16 protein-coding genes are annotated in these 17,840 nt (G+C 45.7%); 6 read left to right on the top strand and 10 right to left on the bottom strand.

Annotation, left to right across the window (positions count from 1 at the left end; all coding sequences use genetic code 11):
• Positions 1-34: 34 nt before the first annotated feature.
• Complete coding sequence (gene yihA, locus MD536_RS14510) at positions 35-673, bottom strand: ribosome biogenesis GTP-binding protein YihA/YsxC (protein WP_239601387.1); 639 nt, start codon at positions 671-673, stop codon at positions 35-37.
• Positions 674-758: 85 nt separating this feature from the next.
• Here yihA and MD536_RS14505 point away from each other — a divergent pair, with 85 nt between their 5' ends.
• Positions 759-2,417 carry a pyruvate dehydrogenase complex dihydrolipoamide acetyltransferase gene (locus tag MD536_RS14505; protein WP_239601386.1) on the top strand — a complete coding sequence of 553 codons (1,659 nt, stop codon included), beginning with the start codon at positions 759-761 and terminating at the stop codon, positions 2,415-2,417.
• A gap of 17 nt (positions 2,418-2,434) precedes the next feature.
• Here the strand turns inward: MD536_RS14505 and MD536_RS14500 are convergent, their stop codons facing one another.
• Positions 2,435-3,898 (bottom strand): glycosyltransferase, encoded by a 1,464-nt coding sequence (locus MD536_RS14500; RefSeq protein WP_239601385.1) that lies wholly within the window; start codon positions 3,896-3,898, stop codon positions 2,435-2,437.
• A 168-nt stretch (positions 3,899-4,066) separates the two neighbouring features.
• Here MD536_RS14500 and MD536_RS14495 point away from each other — a divergent pair, with 168 nt between their 5' ends.
• Positions 4,067-5,206, top strand: a complete 1,140-nt coding sequence (locus MD536_RS14495; protein WP_239601383.1) for a hypothetical protein — start codon at positions 4,067-4,069, stop codon at positions 5,204-5,206.
• Positions 5,207-5,214: 8 nt separating this feature from the next.
• On the opposite strand, the gene MD536_RS14490 is transcribed toward MD536_RS14495, so the two are convergent.
• From MD536_RS14490 to ubiE, 3 genes are all read right to left on the bottom strand, one after another.
• On the bottom strand, positions 5,215-5,991 hold the full coding sequence (locus MD536_RS14490; protein WP_239601381.1) for a rhomboid family intramembrane serine protease: 777 nt from the start codon (positions 5,989-5,991) through the stop codon (positions 5,215-5,217).
• 137 nt (positions 5,992-6,128) lie between these two features.
• A complete protein-coding gene (gene porT, locus MD536_RS14485) occupies positions 6,129-6,947 on the bottom strand; it encodes a type IX secretion/gliding motility protein PorT/SprT (protein WP_239601374.1) in 819 nt (272 codons plus the stop codon).
• Between the two features lie 28 nt (positions 6,948-6,975).
• Complete coding sequence (ubiE, locus tag MD536_RS14480; RefSeq protein WP_239601373.1) at positions 6,976-7,731, bottom strand: bifunctional demethylmenaquinone methyltransferase/2-methoxy-6-polyprenyl-1,4-benzoquinol methylase UbiE; 756 nt, start codon at positions 7,729-7,731, stop codon at positions 6,976-6,978.
• Positions 7,732-7,825: 94 nt separating this feature from the next.
• Here ubiE and MD536_RS14475 point away from each other — a divergent pair, with 94 nt between their 5' ends.
• Entirely contained in the window at positions 7,826-9,910 is a 2,085-nt protein-coding gene (locus tag MD536_RS14475) for a M48 family metalloprotease (RefSeq protein WP_239601371.1), read from the top strand.
• Here the strand turns inward: MD536_RS14475 and MD536_RS14470 are convergent.
• From MD536_RS14470 to MD536_RS14455, 4 genes are read right to left on the bottom strand one after another with little or no spacing between them, the layout of a single operon-like run.
• Positions 9,819-11,615, bottom strand: coding sequence for a DNA polymerase III subunit gamma/tau (locus MD536_RS14470; RefSeq protein WP_239601369.1), 1,797 nt, complete (start codon positions 11,613-11,615; stop codon positions 9,819-9,821). The genes MD536_RS14475 and MD536_RS14470 overlap by 92 nt on opposite strands.
• 48 nt (positions 11,616-11,663) lie before the next feature.
• Positions 11,664-12,827: a hypothetical protein gene (locus tag MD536_RS14465; RefSeq protein WP_239601368.1), complete on the bottom strand. Its 1,164-nt coding sequence runs from the start codon at positions 12,825-12,827 to the stop codon at positions 11,664-11,666.
• A 24-nt stretch (positions 12,828-12,851) separates the two neighbouring features.
• Positions 12,852-14,024 carry a hypothetical protein gene (locus tag MD536_RS14460; protein ID WP_239601367.1) on the bottom strand — a complete coding sequence of 391 codons (1,173 nt, stop codon included), beginning with the start codon at positions 14,022-14,024 and terminating at the stop codon, positions 12,852-12,854.
• Positions 14,025-14,029: 5 nt separating this feature from the next.
• Positions 14,030-15,112: an AI-2E family transporter gene (locus MD536_RS14455; RefSeq protein WP_239601365.1), complete on the bottom strand. Its 1,083-nt coding sequence runs from the start codon at positions 15,110-15,112 to the stop codon at positions 14,030-14,032.
• Positions 15,113-15,178: 66 nt separating this feature from the next.
• Between MD536_RS14455 and MD536_RS14450 the strand changes: the two genes are divergently transcribed.
• The 3 genes from MD536_RS14450 to MD536_RS14440 are packed head-to-tail and all read left to right on the top strand — an operon-like array spanning position 15,179 to position 16,182.
• The gene (locus MD536_RS14450; RefSeq protein ID WP_239601363.1) at positions 15,179-15,427 is read left to right on the top strand and encodes a YtxH domain-containing protein; all 249 of its coding nucleotides are present in this window, start codon (positions 15,179-15,181) and stop codon (positions 15,425-15,427) included.
• 10 nt (positions 15,428-15,437) lie between these two features.
• Complete coding sequence (locus tag MD536_RS14445; RefSeq protein WP_239601361.1) at positions 15,438-15,824, top strand: phage holin family protein; 387 nt, start codon at positions 15,438-15,440, stop codon at positions 15,822-15,824.
• Positions 15,799-16,182, top strand: coding sequence for a hypothetical protein (locus tag MD536_RS14440; protein WP_239601360.1), 384 nt, complete (start codon positions 15,799-15,801; stop codon positions 16,180-16,182). Before MD536_RS14445 ends, MD536_RS14440 begins: the two co-directional genes overlap by 26 nt.
• On the opposite strand, the gene MD536_RS14435 is transcribed toward MD536_RS14440, so the two are convergent.
• Positions 16,175-17,749, bottom strand: a complete 1,575-nt coding sequence (locus MD536_RS14435) for a L,D-transpeptidase family protein (RefSeq protein ID WP_239601358.1) — start codon at positions 17,747-17,749, stop codon at positions 16,175-16,177. The two genes, MD536_RS14440 and MD536_RS14435, sit on opposite strands and share 8 nt — an antisense overlap.
• Between the last annotated feature and the right edge of the window lie 91 nt (positions 17,750-17,840).

Here is a 17,840-nt window from a genome sequence, read left to right as displayed (position 1 = left end):
TGTTAAAAGTGGTGTCTGCACACTGCTAAGGGCATTATCTCCTCTCTTCAAAGCTGCTGTTCGATTCAGCAATCATATCCAGAATTTGTTTTCTGCCTGTTCCTTTAATAGCACTGGTAACTACATGAGCCGGTAAAAACTGCCAGGTTTCCCGCATGGCATCCAGGAAGTCGCGCACATTCTTTGATACTACCCGTTGAATTTCCTTGTCAGACTTGGTAAAGATGAGGGTAAAGGGAACTTCCCATTCCCCCAACTGGTTAACAAATTCGAGATCGATGGCCTGAGGGCTGTGCCGGCTGTCTATCAAAACGAAAACCATTCCCAGGTTCTCTCTTTTTCGTAGATAATTTTCAATCATTTTCTCCCACTGACGCCGCTGATTGATGGAGACTTTCGCAAAACCATATCCGGGAAGGTCTACCAGGTACCAGCGGGTAGTTTCTTTGGAGCCTTCTGCTGGGCTGGATAAAATATTGAAGTGATTGATCAGCTGCGTTTTTCCCGGGGAACCGGAGGTTTTGGCCAGTTTTTGGTTCCGGCAGATCATATTGATAAGGGAAGATTTACCTACGTTGGACCGGCCAATAAATGCGTATTCGGGCCGGTCGGGAGCCGGGCATTTTTCCACTTCGGGACTGCTGATCAGGTAAACCGCTTGTTGGATGTGCATGCCGCAAAGATAGGGAGTCGGACTTCCGTCTTTTTCCTTAATTTCGGCCTCTCATAAGCAAACGAAAACTAAATATTTCATTCAGATGGCAGAAGTGATATTGATGCCCCGTTTGAGCGATACCATGACCGAAGGCGTTATCGCAGCCTGGCACAAAAAGGTAGGAGATGCTGTGAAGAAGGGGGAACTACTGGCGGAAGTAGAAACCGATAAGGCTACTATGGACCTGGAAAGTTATAAAGACGGGACCTTATTACATATTGGAATTGAACCAGGAGGAAAACTGCAGGTAAATGATCTGCTGGCAATCATTGGAGAGCCTGGTGAAAATATTGCAGATCTGGTTAAATCAGGGGGAAGCCCTGCTACCCCTGCTGCAAAAAAGGAGGCAGCACCTGCTTCCAAAGAAACCGCAGCACCTGCTGCTCCTGCACCCGCTGCGGGCGTTGATCTCTCGAAAATTGAAGAAGTAATCCTGATGCCTCGTTTGAGTGATACCATGACCGAAGGGGTAATTGCAGACTGGCATAAGAAAGTGGGTGAAAAGGTAAGCAAAGGCGATTTGTTGGCCGAAGTGGAAACCGATAAGGCTACCATGGAATTGGAAAGTTATAAGAACGGTACTCTGCTATACATCGGTGCGCAAAAGGGCGATAAAGTTCCTGTGAATTCCTTGCTTTGTGTAATTGGAGAACCTGGTTCCGTTGACCTGGAAGCAATTAAAGCTGCTGCCAATGGCGGACCTGTAGTTGCTGCTTCAGCGTCTCCGGCTGCAGAGCAGGCTTCCGTTTCAGGTTCGACCGAAGCGGCTTCTGCTACGCAAGATTCTACCAGCAACGGAAGATTAAAAGCATCTCCGCTGGCCCGTAAACTGGCTGCTGAAAAAGGGATCAATCTACAACAGGTGCAAGGGTCCGGAGATGGCGGAAGAATTGTAAAATCGGATATTGAAAGTTTCCAGCCTGGTAAAGCTGCACCGGCTGCTGCTGCCACAGCTGCTGCACCGGTAGCGAGCACTCCGGCACAACCGGCAACTACCACTACAAGTGGAGGAACCGGCCTGGTTAGCTACGAGGATCGCCCTGTTTCCCAGATGCGTAAAGTGATTGCGCGCCGACTTGCTGAAAGCAAGTTCACTGCTCCCCATTTTTACCTGACCATGTCTATCGATATGGATAAGGCAGTTGCGAGCCGTGCTCAACTCAATGAACTCGCTCCCGTTAAGATTTCTTTCAACGATATGGTGCTGAAGGCAGTGGCAATAGCTCTCAAGCAGCACCCGGTGGTAAACAGCAGCTGGTTGGGAGATACCATTCGTACCAATCATCATGTAAATATTGGTGTGGCTGTGGCTGTTGACGAAGGACTGCTGGTGCCGGTAGTACGTAATGCCGATACTAAGGGTCTTTCTCAGATCGCTACAGAAGTGAAAGACTTTGCCGGTAAAGCCAAAGCAAAAAAATTGCAACCCTCCGATTGGGAAGGAAGTACGTTTACCATCAGCAACCTGGGTATGTTTGGAATTGATGAATTTACTGCCATCATCAATCCGCCGGATAGCTGTATTCTCGCTGTTGGTGCGATTCAGCAGGTTCCGGTAGTGAAAAACGGAGCAGTAGTTCCCGGGAATGTAATGAAAGTGACCCTGAGTTGCGACCACCGGGTTGTGGATGGAGCATCAGGAGCGGCTTTTCTTCTAACTGTTAAAGGACTGTTGGAAGAACCTCTCAGAATGTTGATCTGATAAATCAGTACCAGATATTAACAACCCGCCCTAACCGGCGGGTTTTTTCTTGCCCAACTCCAGCTGGAATATACCAGGAATCCCAGTGCAGCAACAAAGAGTGTTGGTAATACCAGGGTCGCAGGCCTGGCTGGATTGGGCAATCCCTGCCAGGAAGGCTGGTTATCAAGTCCCGGAATCAGTTCCAGCAGATCCGTCAGATCTTCCGATTGAAAAAAGTATCCAATGCCTGCATTTTGTAAACAGGGATGATCGCGTCGACTGGCGCTCACATAAATGATATTGGAAGGTGGGAGCTGATAACGGTCGTGGATATGCGCAAATAAATGTTCTTTTCCATACTGCTCTCCATCAAGGAAAAAAGGAGCAATTTCCAGTTCCCCGGTAATAATACCGTCTTGCAGCATCAACTCATTGCTTAATACAAAGTCAATCCCGAGTTTGTTTTTTATGTGACTTGCTACGCAGGTAAATAGTTCTGAGACCAGGCCGATCTTGTATCCTTTCTTTTTTAATTCTGAAATCACCTTTGTAATACCCTTAACCAGGGGCATATCATCAGCGATTTCGAGTAATTCGGGCATGCTTACTCCTTTGAATTGAGCGGCTATTGATTTTAGCTTTTCATGGGCTGGTAAAGCACTCGAAACAATAGGGAGCAATTCTTCGGTTAGGCCTAGCTGTTGGGATACTGCAGCAAGATAACGTCCGTCAAGCACCACTCCATCCATTTCCAGCAGCACCATTTTATCAATCTGATCAACTGATTCCAATACAGAGTTTTCCAGTTGACGGCTGATGATATTGATCTCTCCAATAGTTGCCAGGCTTTGCAGGCCTTCTGCACTGGCTTTTTGCAAAATGGTTCTGGATACCTGTTTTGACATTTTTCCCAATTGTTCCAGGTTCTGCATCGCATTCTGTACCCTTCCGATGTTTACTTCTTCAATCCGCGCACCGAGTTTATGTACATCAATCAGCAAACCAATATCTACACCATAATCCTTTTCAAAACCAACTTGTAGCAATAAGTCTTTTTTGGCTGCGATCATCCCACTCAAGGGCTGATCAAGATGACTCAATTCGGGGAATAAAATACTCAATAAAGGTTTCGCTACCAGTTGTGTTACCCGTCCGGCTTGTCTTGTGAAACAGGATTTTACAAAATCTGCCCTCCCTTCCAGGATCGGAGCAGCCAACAGGTCAACAATATTGGGCGGATAGGTGGTAATGTCTCCATCCAGGTAAAGGATGGTGTTGTATTTTGATGCCAGCAGTCCTTCGCGCATGGAAAGTCCCTTTCCACGCTGGCTGCTGGTAAGTATCCTGACCGATTCCTTCAGCGCTTCGGTTATCGTATTGTCGGTGGAATTGTCATCAACAACAATGATCTCATGCGGAAGGCTGGTTTTACGAATGGTTTTAACCACTTTTCGAATCGTTGCTCCTTCATTCAGAACAGGTATTATAACTGAGACCATAGCTAAGGTTTTTGATTCTTCCGGTTGATAAAGTTATCGCCAATAAAAGCGATTCACCTGCCTTAAAGAGTAAGGTGCCCGGATTTAATCGAATTTTCATGCCAGAAACCAGAGTTTGATTTGGGATGCCTGATATGTTGTAATTTGTATAGAATAAAAAAAGAATATATGAATTGTTGGCGGATTCTATATGTCCTGCTCGCTATCCTGGTAGCAGGTTGTGGTGGTTCGGGCCGGTTAAATAAATACTATACAGAAGAAGATCGCGCCGTACTTGATCTCATTGCACAGGTCAAAAAAGAACCCAATGACAAGTCAAGTATCCGTTTGTTATCAGATGCATATGAAGCCGCTTTTCAGAAAAGAGCCAGGATGGCGCAGCCTTATGCTGGCAGCCAGGCCGGTGATCAGTATATGCAACAGGTAAAGGAATGGCAGGTAGTGGGGCAAATGTATGAGCAGATCCAGGCCATTCCGCAGGTGGTTAAAGAATTTCCCGGCTTGCCGGATCCCCGGCCACAGGAACAGCAGGCGCGCCAGCAGGCAGCCGAACAATACTACCAGGCAGGTCGAGCCTATTTGGGGTACAATACCCGTCTGCAGGCACAGCAGGCCTATGATTTTTTTGAGAAAGCGAACAAAGCCTGGCCTGGTTACAAAGATGTTAACCAGCAACTTCAACTGGCAGCAGAAAAAGCACTTACACGGGTATTGGTTAATCCGGTTAACTATAACCGTTATGGATTTGGTTATTGGGGATTTCAAAACGACTGGTTACAGCAGCAGATGGTTAGGGACCTGAATGCCCGAGCGTTTCGAAATGTTCGCTTTTTTACAGAGTGGGAATTAAGAGCACAACAATTGGTGCCGGATAAAATTGTGGACCTGGATTTTGTAGAACTTTTCGTTGACCGGGTGCATGCAGAACGCCGCCAATATGAAAGAGTGAAAAATATCAAAACAGGTGAAACCAAATCGAAACCGCCTCAGCCTGTTTATACCACTGTCAGGGCTACCGTTTTTGTAGAACGACAGTATATGACCAGTTATGCCACGCTGGAATGCCGGATTTATGACCGCCTCAGCAACCAAAACAGCTTATACGATCGTTTTCCTGAACGAATCAACTGGACACAGGAGCGTGCCCGTTTTACAGGAGATCGCAGGGCCCTGGAACCTGCTGATATTGCGTTGCTGAACAATCGATGGAATGATTACCCCCCTAAGCGGGAACAAATCGCGGATCAGTTGATAAGGGCTACTTATCAGCAGTTATTAAGCAGGATCAATAGTGGGGTAAGTTTTTAATCCGACACTTATCTTCTACGGTAAACCCACTGCTGTTGGGTTGGCTTTGGTGGCAACGGTTTACCCCGGTCGAAGAATTTGATCAGTAAAAATCCGGCTGCGAATCCACCGATATGTGCAGCATAAGCCACCCCATCAGACTGGCCGGATAAACTGCCGAAGCCACTCACCAACTGCAGACCGATCCACATGCCCAATGCAATCCAGGATGGGATGGCAATGATAAACCAGCCAACCAATGCATTTACCCTTCTGTTTGGATACAGGAGTAAATAGCCGCCCATAACGCCCGAAATGGCACCGGATGCACCCAGGCTTGGAATCATTGGGTCAGCACCGGCAAACTGGGTGAATAATACATGAGACAGCGAAGCGATAATTCCGGTTAACAAGTAAAAGAGCAGGTAACGGCCATGGCCTAGCCGATTTTCCAGGTTATCTCCAAAGATCCACAGATACAGCATATTACCTGCAATATGCGCAATACCACCGTGCATGAACATGGAGGTGATCAAAGTCAGGTAAACCGGAATGGGAGTTGGCTGCAGGCCGGGCACCTGGAAAGTTTGACCACTGGCCGTATCCCGTATCAATTTGCCTTCTGTTATGAGATCGTTATTGGTAAGTATCTCTGCCGGTACGGTAGAGAACGCATAGGTAAATCCGATATTGGATCCCAATCCCTGTAAGAATACAAAGACAAAAATATTCAGCGCGATCAAGCCCCAGGTTATGAAAGGAGTAATATGCCGGTCGCTGTTATCGTCAGAAATTGGGAAAAGCATGAAATGGCTTGATAGGTTAAAAAAAGAACCGTTGGTTGGGCCAACGGTTTGATTCTCTATTTAGATACCTGCTATACCAGTAAAATTTTGTACCAGTAAATTAAGGTATTTAAAGCAGTAAAAAAAATCTGCGGATATCAGCCTTCGAAGATTAATGAAAAGACAATCTGGCGGCTCTGGATGCGGTCAATCACATTCGAAAATTTAAGATCCGGGTCACGTGCATGCACATTGCTGATCCCATTACTAATTTTGATCTCCGGTGAAAAAATAAACATTTTGTTATAGAAATTAAATCCAATGCCGGCTTCAATACCCATGTCGGCTTTTTTCAATTTGACAAAATTTTCCGCGTTTCGACTATTGGCTTTGGAAGTAAGGTCCGTTTCGAATTTCACCCCACCCATCATGTATACCCGAAAATTGCCAATCCGGTCGGATTTGAGTTTTAACTGGATAGGCACCCCCAATAGAATGGATTCAACCTGCTGATTCATTACCGGCGCCTCGTCATTGCTGGTGTTGGGATATTTCAGGTTGTAGTTGATCGACTTGTTTACAAACAATAACTGCGGGAAAACAACTCTCGCTTCGAATCGGTGATTGATCCGAAACGTATGCATACCACCAATCCCGAAACCGAAACTGTTGTTCGGGTTACTGACCATTACACTATCGTATTGGAGAAAACGGGGATGCTGGTTGAACTGGAACCGGTTGGAGGTTCCCATGATCACAATCCCGATATGATACCACTTGTCGTCATTGTCGGGCAGGTTAATGGTATTTCGCAATTGAGCGTGACCATCTCTTGCCTGAAACAGCAGCATCAAACAGAAAAACAGGGAAAAACAAACACCCGGCATCCTGAACGGGCTAACCTTCATATCTGCATACATACGTAAAAATCGAACTATAGGCTGGTGTTTGGCTTCAATAATCAAATAAACGGCCAAAAATTGGTTCTATTGTCGGCTCCGCTGATTATAACATTGCCTTAGTACCTGCATAAATCGTGCTAATGCCCATTGTCAGCGGTTTACGGTAAGTTGTTTCAAATCCGGTTGCGCTTAAAATTTTCAAAAAATCATCCCCTTCCGGGAATGCCTGCACGGAATCGTTGAGGTATTGGTAGGCAGATTTATTTTTTGCGATCAGTTTGCCGATACCAGGAGTTACCAGGTTCATGTAAAACTTGTAGAGGGATTTGAAACCAACTGTTTTCGGTTTGGAAAACTCCAGCACCACCAGTTTGCCCCCGGGTTTTAACACCCGCAGCATTTCAGCCAGGCCCCTGTGCAGGTTTTGAAAATTCCGAACTCCGAATGCTACGGTAATAGCATCAAACTGATTATCAGAAAATGGAAGCGCCTCACTGTCTGCCTGCTGAAGAGTAATGATTTTTTCCAGTCCCAGCCGGGCTATTTTTTGGCGACCAATATCCAGCATCCCATTCGATATATCAATACCAGTAATATGATCCGGCTGCAGGTATTTGTAAGTCATCAACGCCACATCTGCTGTTCCGGTAGCAACATCTAGTACTGTTTTGGGCTGGATGGATTGTAATTCCCTGATGGCCTTTTTTCTCCACCGTACATCAATGCCTCCACTCAGAAACCGGTTCAGGAAATCATACCGAAACGCGATCTGGTCGAACATTTCCGCAACCTGCTCTTTTTTACTTTTGTTCTCATCGCCAAAGGGCACAATGGTATCGTGTGGAAGTGGACTATTCATTGGCGCAAAGGTAACTGGTTTTGGTGCGAAGGCGCCAGGTGTTTTAAATTCCGGAAACTATTTTTATCTTATCCGCTTAAACAAAGTACCCCGCATGCTTAAACCTCATCCTGACTTCCAGCGGTCTGCCCGGCAGGTCGTTGTACAGATCCTCTTTTTTATCCTAACCTATTTTGTATTGGTCCTGGCGGGCGCAGCATTAGCAACCGCCTGCGTACTGGGAGGACTTGCGCTGATGATGGCGATCCCCAATTTTTTCATCCTGCTGGTAGGGGTGGGTATCATCGGACTTGGCTTGATGGTACTTTTTTTCCTGCTGAAATTCCTCTTTCATGTAAACAGGCAGGACAGATCCGGATATATCCGGATTATGGAGGGAGAACAACCCGAACTTTTTCAAACAATCCGTTCACTTTCTACCGAAATTGGTGCGCCATTCCCCAAACATGTATACCTGGCACCCGATGTGAATGCCAGTGTGTTTTATGATTCAGGATTCTGGAGCATGTTTTTCCCGGTTCGAAAAAACCTGGTTATCGGATTGGGACTCATCAATTCGCTGAACAAGGGAGAGCTGAAAGCAGTGCTGGCACATGAATTCGGACACTTTTCCCAAAGTTCCATGAAACTGGGAAGTTATGTTTACCAGGTGAACAAAGTGATTTATAACATGCTCTATGATAATGAAGGTTTTGGAAAAGCCCTGAATGCCTGGGCCAGCGTGAGCAGCACATTCGCGGTTTTTGCGGAGATAACCGTAAGCATTGTGAAGGGTATTCAATCCATTCAGAAGAAAATGTATGCCCAGGTTAATAAATCCTACATGGGCCTTTCCAGGGAAATGGAGTTTCATGCAGATGCGGTTGCTGCGGAGGTAGCGGGCGCCAATAATCTGATTACAGCTCTTACCAAACTCGAATTGGGGGATGCTTCCTACCAATGGGTGCTCAGCAGTTGTAATGGCTGGCTGAAAGACCAGCAGATTGCACGAAATTTTTATACTGCACAGCAGTACCTGCTAACGCGTCAGACTGGAACAGAAAACTGGACAGCAACCTTCAATCGTATCAACTGTAAGGACCAATGGGCTTCTCATCCTCCGATGGAGGAACGAATCAAAGCACTTGAGGCGCTGAACAGGGATAAGCCTGCAGATACTGGTGTTGCTTGGGAACTACTTCAACAGACCGAATCTGTACAGGAATCCATGACCTCCCTGGTTTATAAGAATGGAGGAGTCGACACAACGAATACCAGTTATATTGATTTATCCGAATTCAGGAGGCGCTATGATTATGAACAGGATCAGTATACTTTACCTGCAGCATATGCCGGATGTTATGATGGCCGTCCTTTCAGTGAACTGACAATGGAAGCGATACTGGCGGCTCCGCCGGAGAAAGATAATTGGGAAGAACGTTGCTCGGCTGAACAGGCAACGCTCTATCGCAGGATTATTGCCGCAGAGCAGGATATTCAATTGTTGCAGGCCATTCTGGACAAGCAGGTGGAGATTACCAGTTTTGATTTTGAAGGAAAAAAATACCAGGAAGTTGATGCGGCCCAAATAATGTCAAAGATTGAAGCGGATCGGGATGAGTGGAAAGCTGCGTTGGTTGATTTTGATTTGCAAATGGCAAGAATCGCGCTTCAAAAAGCAAGGGAAATTCAGCGGGAGGAGGAATTGGTCAAGTCTTTTACCGCATTCCTATCTGCGAAAGATCAGTTTTCAAATTTTGAAAAAGATGCTTCTTTTATGTTTCAATTGTTGGAGCCCATTTTTAAGGGAGAAAGTATCACTATTGAACTGATTACTTCCATGATGGTGGAGCATACAACCAATCGTGAACCTGCATACAAACAATTCCTGAAATCCTTTATGGAAGAAGGATTATATACAGGCAAGCCGGAATTGAGTCAAAAGGTTCAAAACTACCTCAACGCCAATTTTGTCTATTTCGCGAACAACCAGTTTTTTGAATCGGAATTCAATACCCTGATCGAATTGTACCGGACAACAGCTGATTTAAAACAGGAAGCGGTTTTTGAGCAATTCAAACAACTGCTGGTGCTGCAAATGGACATGCTTAGTAGTCGAGTTCCAGCTTCAGCCGGTCTTTCAGGTCCTTTATCAGCGGAAACTGTTCAGCCAGTTGCTGGAACCGTTCCCTTGAATTGAGTGGAGCTTCAATTTTAATGCTGAGGTCCTCCCGCTGTTCCACCACCACCTGGTAGGATAGGCGGCGGTTATGGAATCGCTGTTGAAGGTAATCAGTCAGTGCAATCCGTTCTCCGTCAATGAATTTTTGCTGTAGATTATTGGGGGTTATCACTGTAAACTGTTCTTCATTCACGACTCTTAGTTCTGCCAGTTCAAAACTCTGAACAGCAGGATTACGGTTGACTTTCAGTTGTTCAATAAATTCCTGCCAGGCGGCCTGCAGCAATTCTGCCGTTATAAAAATGACAGATCGTTCCTTGTTGTTTTGGGTGGTTGAGCTGATCTGCTGTCTTAACTTCTGCAAGGATCCAAGTTTGCCGGAAGCTGTTTTTTTCTCTGCAATCAGTTGATCTTCGATGATCAATTTTGGACCTGATGCAGCTTTTGTTACTGGTTGAATCACGGGGGGCTGTTGTATAGTCTGAGCCGGTTTAATTTGAGCCGGATCTATTCCCTCCACCGGATTTGATGAGACTGTATCAGCTGCTCTAACAGGCTGGATTACCCGAAAATTTAGTGGCCTCAGGTCCGTTTGTTTTTTTTTATCAGCATCTGCCACTACACTTAGTGCCTGTTGCAGATAGCAGAGTTTAATGAGGGCCAGCTCAACATGCAGTCTTTTGTTGCGTGCCGATTTAAAATTGATTTCTGCTTCCGCCAATATATTTAAGGCGCTTACAAGATAACCCGTGCTGCAGGTTGCCGACATTTGCTGATAACGCTGCCGGAAACTTTCCACTACTTCAACCAGGCTGGCCACTTTTTCATCTTTACTAAGTAGCAGGTTGCGGATGAATTCCGCAAAGCCATTGAGCACGAGATCTCCTTCAAACCCTTTCCGGTTGATATTTTCAAACAATAATAAAGCTCCTGAAAGATCCTGCTTCAACATGCAGTCCATCAATTTGAAATAATAATCTGCATCCAGTATGTTCAGGTGCTCCAATGTGTTTTTATACGTTAGCTCCCCATTGGTGAAGCTGACAATTTTATCAAGTATACTGAGTGAATCCCGCATACAGCCTTCACTCTTTTGTGCGATTACCTGCAAGGCGGGTAATTCTGCCTTGATCTCTTCTTTCTGGCATATCTCTGCCAGGTGATCCACTGTATCCTGTGTCGTGATCCGTTTGAAATCGAAAATCTGACAGCGGGAGAGAATGGTTGGCAGTATCTTGTGTTTTTCAGTGGTTGCCAGAATGAAGATGGCATAGGGAGGCGGTTCTTCCAGGGTCTTCAGAAAGGCATTGAAGGCGCTGGTACTGAGCATGTGCACCTCATCCACGATATAAACTTTGTATTTCCCAGCCTGCGGAGCAAAACGTACCTGCTCCACCAGCGACCGGATATCATCCACCGAGTTGTTGCTGGCGGCATCAAGTTCATGAATATTCAGTGAGCTTCCTTCATTAAAAGAAACGCAGGACTGGCAGGTATTGCAGGCTTCACCTTCCGGGGTGGGGTGTTCACAGTTGATGGTCTTGGCCAGAATTCTGGCGCAGGTGGTTTTTCCAACCCCTCTCGGACCGCAAAACAGAAAGGCATGCGCCAGTTGCTGGTTTCGGATCGCATTTTTCAGGGTAGTGGTGATATGTGCCTGTCCAACTACTGTTGAAAAGTTCTGGGGACGATACTTTCTCGCTGATACTATAAACTGCTCCATACGGCGGCTAAATTACAGAATTCCCCCCACCCGACGGTTACCCTTCGGTTACCCGACGGGGGGATGGCGGTGAAAGGCTTTGGTGCGATCGAACAAGTAGCGGTAGGTGGTGAGGATACGGCTTCTTTCGTTCGTGAGATTTTCTGCAACAGCAATCATTTTGGGGTTAAAATCACCGATCCATTGCATTTCATACTCATCGTAGGGTAGTTTATGCTGAATCACTTTGGCTGATTCAACAATGATAAAGCTGTCCACACCCTTGCCCTGGTATTCCGGTACCACGCCAAATACCAGTCCCACAAAACGCCGGTTGGGTTTGGTCGCCTTTATCCATAAAAATTTCAGCTTTGCCAGCAGATTAAATTGTCCGTTCAGGTATTTGAACCATTGGTTGAGATCCGGCAGGTTGATAAAAATGGCTATAGGATCCTCCTTGTAGTAGGCAAACCAGACAATCTTTTCATCCATCACCGGTTTCATCTGCTCAAATAATTTAAGACATTGACCAGGACTCAGTTGTTTGTTACCCGCATGACCCGCCCAGGCTTTATTGTATACCGTACAAAAATCGGTAGCGTATTTTTTCAGATTTGATTTGCGTATGTGCCTGGCCGTGAAATTAGGATCAACTTCCAGTTTGGCATGCCGTTCGTAGAACTTGGCTTGCAAAGGTTCATGGGGATGCATGCCAAAGCAGATCTGGTTATAAAAGGGTTGAAATCCATACTGTTCAAAAAGTTCAATATAATAAGGCGGATTAAAATTCATGCAATAGAGCGGTGGCTGGTAACCTTGCGTAACCAGTCCCCACCATTTATCACGTTCACCAAAATTGATTGGTCCGTCCATGGCTTCCACGCCTTGTTCCATCAGCCAGTTGCGTGCCGTATCAAAAAGCAGGTTCGCTGCCTCCTGCTGATGGATGCACTCAAAAAAGCCAACCCCACCAACAGGAATCTCATCCCCCTTGTTTCGATATTTTTTATTATAAAATGCTGCGATTCTTCCTATGACCTGCCGTTGATCGTTGTACAGGATCCATCGGATAATATGTCCATTCCGGAATGCCTTGTTTTTTTTCTGGTCAAAAACAGCTTCAATATCCTTGTCCAGAGGGCGGATCCAGTTCGGATGCCCTGCATAGATTCGGAGAGGCAATTGCAGAAATTCTTTAATCTGAATGGCGGATTGAACTATTTCGATCTTCATCGGTCGGTTCCGGGATGGTTTGGGTTAGTTTAAAAAAGGATGACGTTGGAAGGAATGGTTGGGATCCAGCATATACCGCCAGGTGATCAGTCGCCTGCTTTCAGTAGCGCCCAGATTTCGGGAGATGTTCAACATTTTCTGGTTGAAATCGCCCTGCCATAACAATTCCAGTTCTTTATAACGCCCTTGTTTCTTAATTACTTTTTCTGCTTCAACAATCATGTAATAATCGATACCGGTTCCCTGGAAAGCAGGCACGATTCCATAGATGATTCCTATGAAGCGATTACAGGTTCCGGTTTTTAAATGGTAGATGAGCCGCAGTTTATTCAACCAGTTTAATTCGCCTTTGAAAAAGCGAAAAATCTGGTTGAGGTCCGGGATATTGATCCACATGGCAACCGGTTCATTGTTGTGATAGGTCACCCAGGCTATTTTCTCATCCATAATAGCCTGCATACTTTTGAATAATGCAATGGCCTGCCGCTCGGGCATTTCTTTATTGCCTTCGTGTTTAGCCCAGGCCTCATTGTAAATTTTACAAAAATCGACAGCATATTTTTCCAGGTTTTTTTTCTCGACCATCCTTGCCTGGAAAGCCGGATCTGCAGCAAATTTCCGATGTGCTTCATAAAATTTAGGCTGCAACTGCGTGGCACTGCCGGCTACGTCCATACGAAAACAAAGCTGGTTGTAAAAAACCTGAAATCCGTAGTTTTCAAATAATGTTTTATAATAAGGCGGATTATAATTCATGCCATAGGGAGGAGGTTGATAACCTTCTGCCAGCATTCCCCAGAATTTGTCACGTTCGCCGAAATTAATGGGGCCATCCATTGCAATCATTCCATTCTCTCTCAGCCAGCCTGCTGCTGTGTTAAACAGTAGGTTGGCAGCTTCCTGGTCATCAATGCAATCGAAAAATCCAAATCCGCCAACCGCGCCCGTATCACCTTTCGATTTATACTTTGGATTGATAAAGGCAGCAATTCTGCCAGCAAATTTTCCATTCTCCAATTGAAGCAGCCATCTCCGGGCCTGACCCTGGCGAAACAATTTATTCTTTTCCGGATTGAACACGGCCTCCACATCCTGGTTCAGGGGCTGTACAAAATCCGGATTCTGCTGATTAACCTGCAGGTGTACCTGCAGGAACGCTTTTTCGTGTGCTGGATCGTCTACCGGTACTATTTTCATGCTATTCATTTATGATCCTTGCCTAAAAATGGCAAGTTAAAACGAACAGGCCTATTTTTCTTTCTTTTTACTACTGGTGTGGTTTGCTGATACTCCCAATAATAAATTTTTAACAATATGAGGAAATAGGAAATCAGGAGCGGACCAAAAATGAGGCCGGGTAACTGAAAGAATTTTAATCCCATTATTACCCCTAATACCGTTACGATAGGATGGGTATCTGCCATACGTTTGGCCAGCAGGAAACGCACCACATTATCCACACTGCCCATGATAATGGCCCCCCATCCGACCAGGAAAAACCCTTGTCCGATATGACCTGTAGCCATCAGGTAAATGGCCGCGGGAATCCATACAATGGCACAACCTACAATAGGAATAATGGAGGCAAAACCGGTGATTATGGCCCAAAAACCGGCTTCCGGCAGGTGAATCACCTTATAAGCTGCGTATCCGGTAAGGCCCTGTGCTATTGCGATCATCGGTATACCCACGGAATTGCTAAAAGTTTGTGCCACTAGTTCACGTCCGAAGAGTTCAATTTTCTGACGGGGAAAAGGCAGGTAAAAAATAATGGCTGCCTCCATCCTGTTTACATTCATGATCATGAAGTACAGGAAAAAGTACATCATGGTAATGGTGCTGAAAAAATTCAGACTGTTGTTCAGCACTGCCGTCATGAGATTGGTTGCATTGGTCTGGATTTTCTCCATATTGGAAGGGGATAGCAACTGAACGCCGAACTGTTTGGAAACCTGTGTATCGAATTTTTTGAGGGTTTGAAAAATAAGGTCCGGATTTTCAAGAAAGCCTCCGATTTTTTTATAAACCATCGTTATAAAAAGAGTCATAGGACCCATGATGATGATCAGGGTCATCAGAATGATGAACACAGCGGTGATGGATTTACCCCATCCTTTTTTCTTGGTCAGGTATTCAACTGTGGGCTTGCTTAAAACATAAAACATGACTGCTCCAAGAAAGGCGGTAAAAAACTGGATCAGGCTATACAGGAGCATCAGGCCAAATACAAGTATGATGGCCAGAAAAAAATACCGGTTGATTTTGTGGTCCTGCCTTATTTCCATGTTGGGTTTATTTGTCCGTTCGGAAGTTGTAATTTTAAACAAGTTAGTTCTATAAAATAGTATGCCATGAGTGACCAGTCAAAATTTATTGCCGGATTATTGCTAGGCGCCGCTGCCGGTGCTGCCCTGGCTTACCTGCTAACAAGTGATAAGGGAAAGGAAATTGTAGAAGAAATCAAAACAGCAGCTGCAGAAGCCGGAGAGGAAGTGAAAACCGCAGCCGGAAAGATAGAAGCGGAATTGAATGAAGCGCTGGAAAAAGGTAAACAATGGGCAAGCGATTTACAATCGCGTACTGATTCCTTCACCTCCTGAATATTATTGTATGAGCGAAGCACAGGAACCCGGGTATTTCGAAAAGCTGGAAAACCAATTCCAGGACTATATCAACAACCGAATCTGGCTGGTTAAACTGGAGGCTACCGAAAAGGCGGCCCGTTTAACCTCGCTGGCGCTGATTATGCTTGTAGTTGCTGGCCTTGCTTTTTTTGTGCTTTTATTCATCAGCCTGATGGCTGGATATTATTTTGCGGAACTAACCGGTAGTTTATTTTATGGCTTCAGTATTGTTACCGGGATTTATATTCTCCTGCTGGTGCTGGTGCTGGTTTTTCGTAAAAACTATATCGGTCCTTTCCTGATCAATACGCTTATCCGACTTTTTTTAGAGAAAAAAAATGACGACGATGAAAGAGAACCGGGCACGCCCTAAAGATTATTCTCATATCAGCAATCTTGCCGAATTGACTGCGCATACCCGTGAATTGCGGGCTTCTGTCCGGCACCAGGAACGTGTTTTGCGGGAGCAGGTAAAAGCCCTTCCGTCAGAAGCATTTAAAGCAGGTACGAGCCGGCTTTTTTCGAGTAAACCAGGAGGAGGAATTGGTTGGCAGGGAGCGCTCACGGGGGTTGCGGTAACAGCCGGAACTGCACTGCTGGGCTCCTTTTTGACAAAGAAAGCAACGGCGGCTGTTGCAGGTAAGGCAGGTATGGGGCTGGCCAAATCCGGGCTGGTTGCCTTAGCACCTGTGTTACTAAAATTACTGACACGTAAAAAGCGGACTACTTAAACATCTTAGCCATCATTTTTTTGTCGTGACCATAGATATCGTCACGGAAATTAAGCCTGCCTTCCCGATCAACCCATGCGGTGAAGTATCCTATAAAAACTGGCACTTCCTTTTTTAAGGTCACAAATCTTTCCTTGCCGGCATTCATCGCTTTGTCAATCGCAGTTTCCGTCCAGGTGCTGTCTGAACGTAACAACCAGTTTGCCATCCATACGGGTTCGGAAATCCGGATACAGCCATGACTGAAAGCGCGCTTATCCTGCTTGAATAGATTTTTGCTGGGTGTATCATGCAGGTAAATACTGAAATTGTTTGGGAAAAGGAATTTTACCAGTCCCAGTGAGTTCTGCGGACCAGGTTTTTGGCGAACCTGGCCGTTCCCGTACTGCTCCATATTATTCCGCCTGAGGTAGGAGGGGTCCCTGGCGATAGCAGGCAGTACTTCTTTTTTGAGAATGCCTGGTGGCACATTCCAATAGGGACTGAATACCACGTATTTCAGATTGCCGGTAAAGATTACCGTGTTATTGGTGGCGGTGCCGACAACAACATTCATGTTATGTGCATACTGCCCATTTTCATATACATGCAGCTTGAATTCAGGAATATTTACCAGTATATAATCCGAGGCTGGTTCACGGGGAACCCAACGGATTCGTTCCATATTAACCAGGATTTGCCGGATGCGGTAATCAAGGGGCTGGCTCAACTCGCGCAGTGTACTGCCGCCAATCACACCGTCTTCTTTAAGGCCGTATCTCGATTGGAATCTTTTTATTGCCAGTTCCAGGCTTTCGTCGAAGATATTTCCAGAATCGGCAACGGGTAAATCGCCCAATAGAGAAAGTTTATTTTTCAATTGAATAACGGCTTTTCCGGTGTCTCCCTTAACCAGTTTTTTGGCAGTTATATCGAGTGGGGTCCAGGAACTAAGCCGCTCTATTTCATAATATTTTTTTAGTTGATCCCGTAGCAGTGCATATTGGCGGTTTACTGGTTCATAGCGGTTGATATCTTTTCCTTTTTCCTTCACCAGGGTATCAAGCATAGAAAGTATATCTACCCGCTTACGGGGAATAAACCAACTCAGATCACGGGCATTTAGCTGACGGTCGCCCATATAGGCCTTAGCAGCATATCGAAAAAACTGCAGTGTGAGTTGCCATTCTACCCGCTGCCGGGCTGAATCGGGAACAGCTGTCATGCCGTTGACCTGTACTGAATCTGCCCAGGCTTGCAGGTAAGGATTATAAATGGAGCTATCCCGGCTGTATTCCAGGTAATTCGCCTGCAGGTTCCAGAAATGGAGGGCCTGTTCAGCCACACCCGAACTGTCGAACCAGGCAAACTGATAATTTCGCTGGTTGTAAAAATTGCGGACCAATTGCCGGGCTGTATCGGGCATGGAGCGTTCATCCAGGAATTTTTCCAGTGATGCGCTATCGAAAAACAGGGTGGAGAAAGCATTCTGGCCGGTGATGCCTGTATCGCGGATAACAGGAGACTGGCCATTGGCTGAAGGCTCCAGGCAGGCTGAAAGCAGGCTTAAAAAAAAGACTGAAATCAAAAAAAAGAAAGGCCAGCACGAGCTGGAAAGGTATCTTTGGCGCCGATTCATAAAAGGATTAAGTCAATGGTTTGGGGTAAAGGTAGGAATC

Source organism: Flavihumibacter cheonanensis (assembly GCF_022352215.1).
Lineage (GTDB): Bacteria > Bacteroidota > Bacteroidia > Chitinophagales > Chitinophagaceae > Flavihumibacter > Flavihumibacter cheonanensis.
Note: the sequence above shows the minus strand (reverse complement) of the source record. Positions and strands in the feature narration are given on the sequence as shown.

Excerpts from the sequence above, each read along its gene's own strand:
- MD536_RS14450 (WP_239601363.1), top strand. The coding sequence starts at position 15,179 with ATGAGTGACCAGTCAAAATTTATTGCCGGATTATTGCTAGGCGCCGCT.
- MD536_RS14490 (WP_239601381.1), bottom strand. The coding sequence starts at position 5,991 with ATGCTTTTCCCAATTTCTGACGATAACAGCGACCGGCATATTACTCCT.
- yihA (WP_239601387.1), bottom strand. The coding sequence starts at position 673 with ATGCACATCCAACAAGCGGTTTACCTGATCAGCAGTCCCGAAGTGGAA.
- MD536_RS14455 (WP_239601365.1), bottom strand. The coding sequence starts at position 15,112 with ATGGAAATAAGGCAGGACCACAAAATCAACCGGTATTTTTTTCTGGCC.
- MD536_RS14445 (WP_239601361.1), top strand. The coding sequence starts at position 15,438 with ATGAGCGAAGCACAGGAACCCGGGTATTTCGAAAAGCTGGAAAACCAA.
- MD536_RS14500 (WP_239601385.1), bottom strand. The coding sequence starts at position 3,898 with ATGGTCTCAGTTATAATACCTGTTCTGAATGAAGGAGCAACGATTCGA.
- MD536_RS14495 (WP_239601383.1), top strand. The coding sequence starts at position 4,067 with ATGAATTGTTGGCGGATTCTATATGTCCTGCTCGCTATCCTGGTAGCA.
- ubiE (WP_239601373.1), bottom strand. The coding sequence starts at position 7,731 with ATGAATAGTCCACTTCCACACGATACCATTGTGCCCTTTGGCGATGAG.
- MD536_RS14465 (WP_239601368.1), bottom strand. The coding sequence starts at position 12,827 with ATGAAGATCGAAATAGTTCAATCCGCCATTCAGATTAAAGAATTTCTG.
- MD536_RS14475 (WP_239601371.1), top strand. The coding sequence starts at position 7,826 with ATGCTTAAACCTCATCCTGACTTCCAGCGGTCTGCCCGGCAGGTCGTT.
- MD536_RS14460 (WP_239601367.1), bottom strand. The coding sequence starts at position 14,024 with ATGAAAATAGTACCGGTAGACGATCCAGCACACGAAAAAGCGTTCCTG.
- MD536_RS14505 (WP_239601386.1), top strand. The coding sequence starts at position 759 with ATGGCAGAAGTGATATTGATGCCCCGTTTGAGCGATACCATGACCGAA.
- MD536_RS14470 (WP_239601369.1), bottom strand. The coding sequence starts at position 11,615 with ATGGAGCAGTTTATAGTATCAGCGAGAAAGTATCGTCCCCAGAACTTT.
- MD536_RS14440 (WP_239601360.1), top strand. The coding sequence starts at position 15,799 with ATGAAAGAGAACCGGGCACGCCCTAAAGATTATTCTCATATCAGCAAT.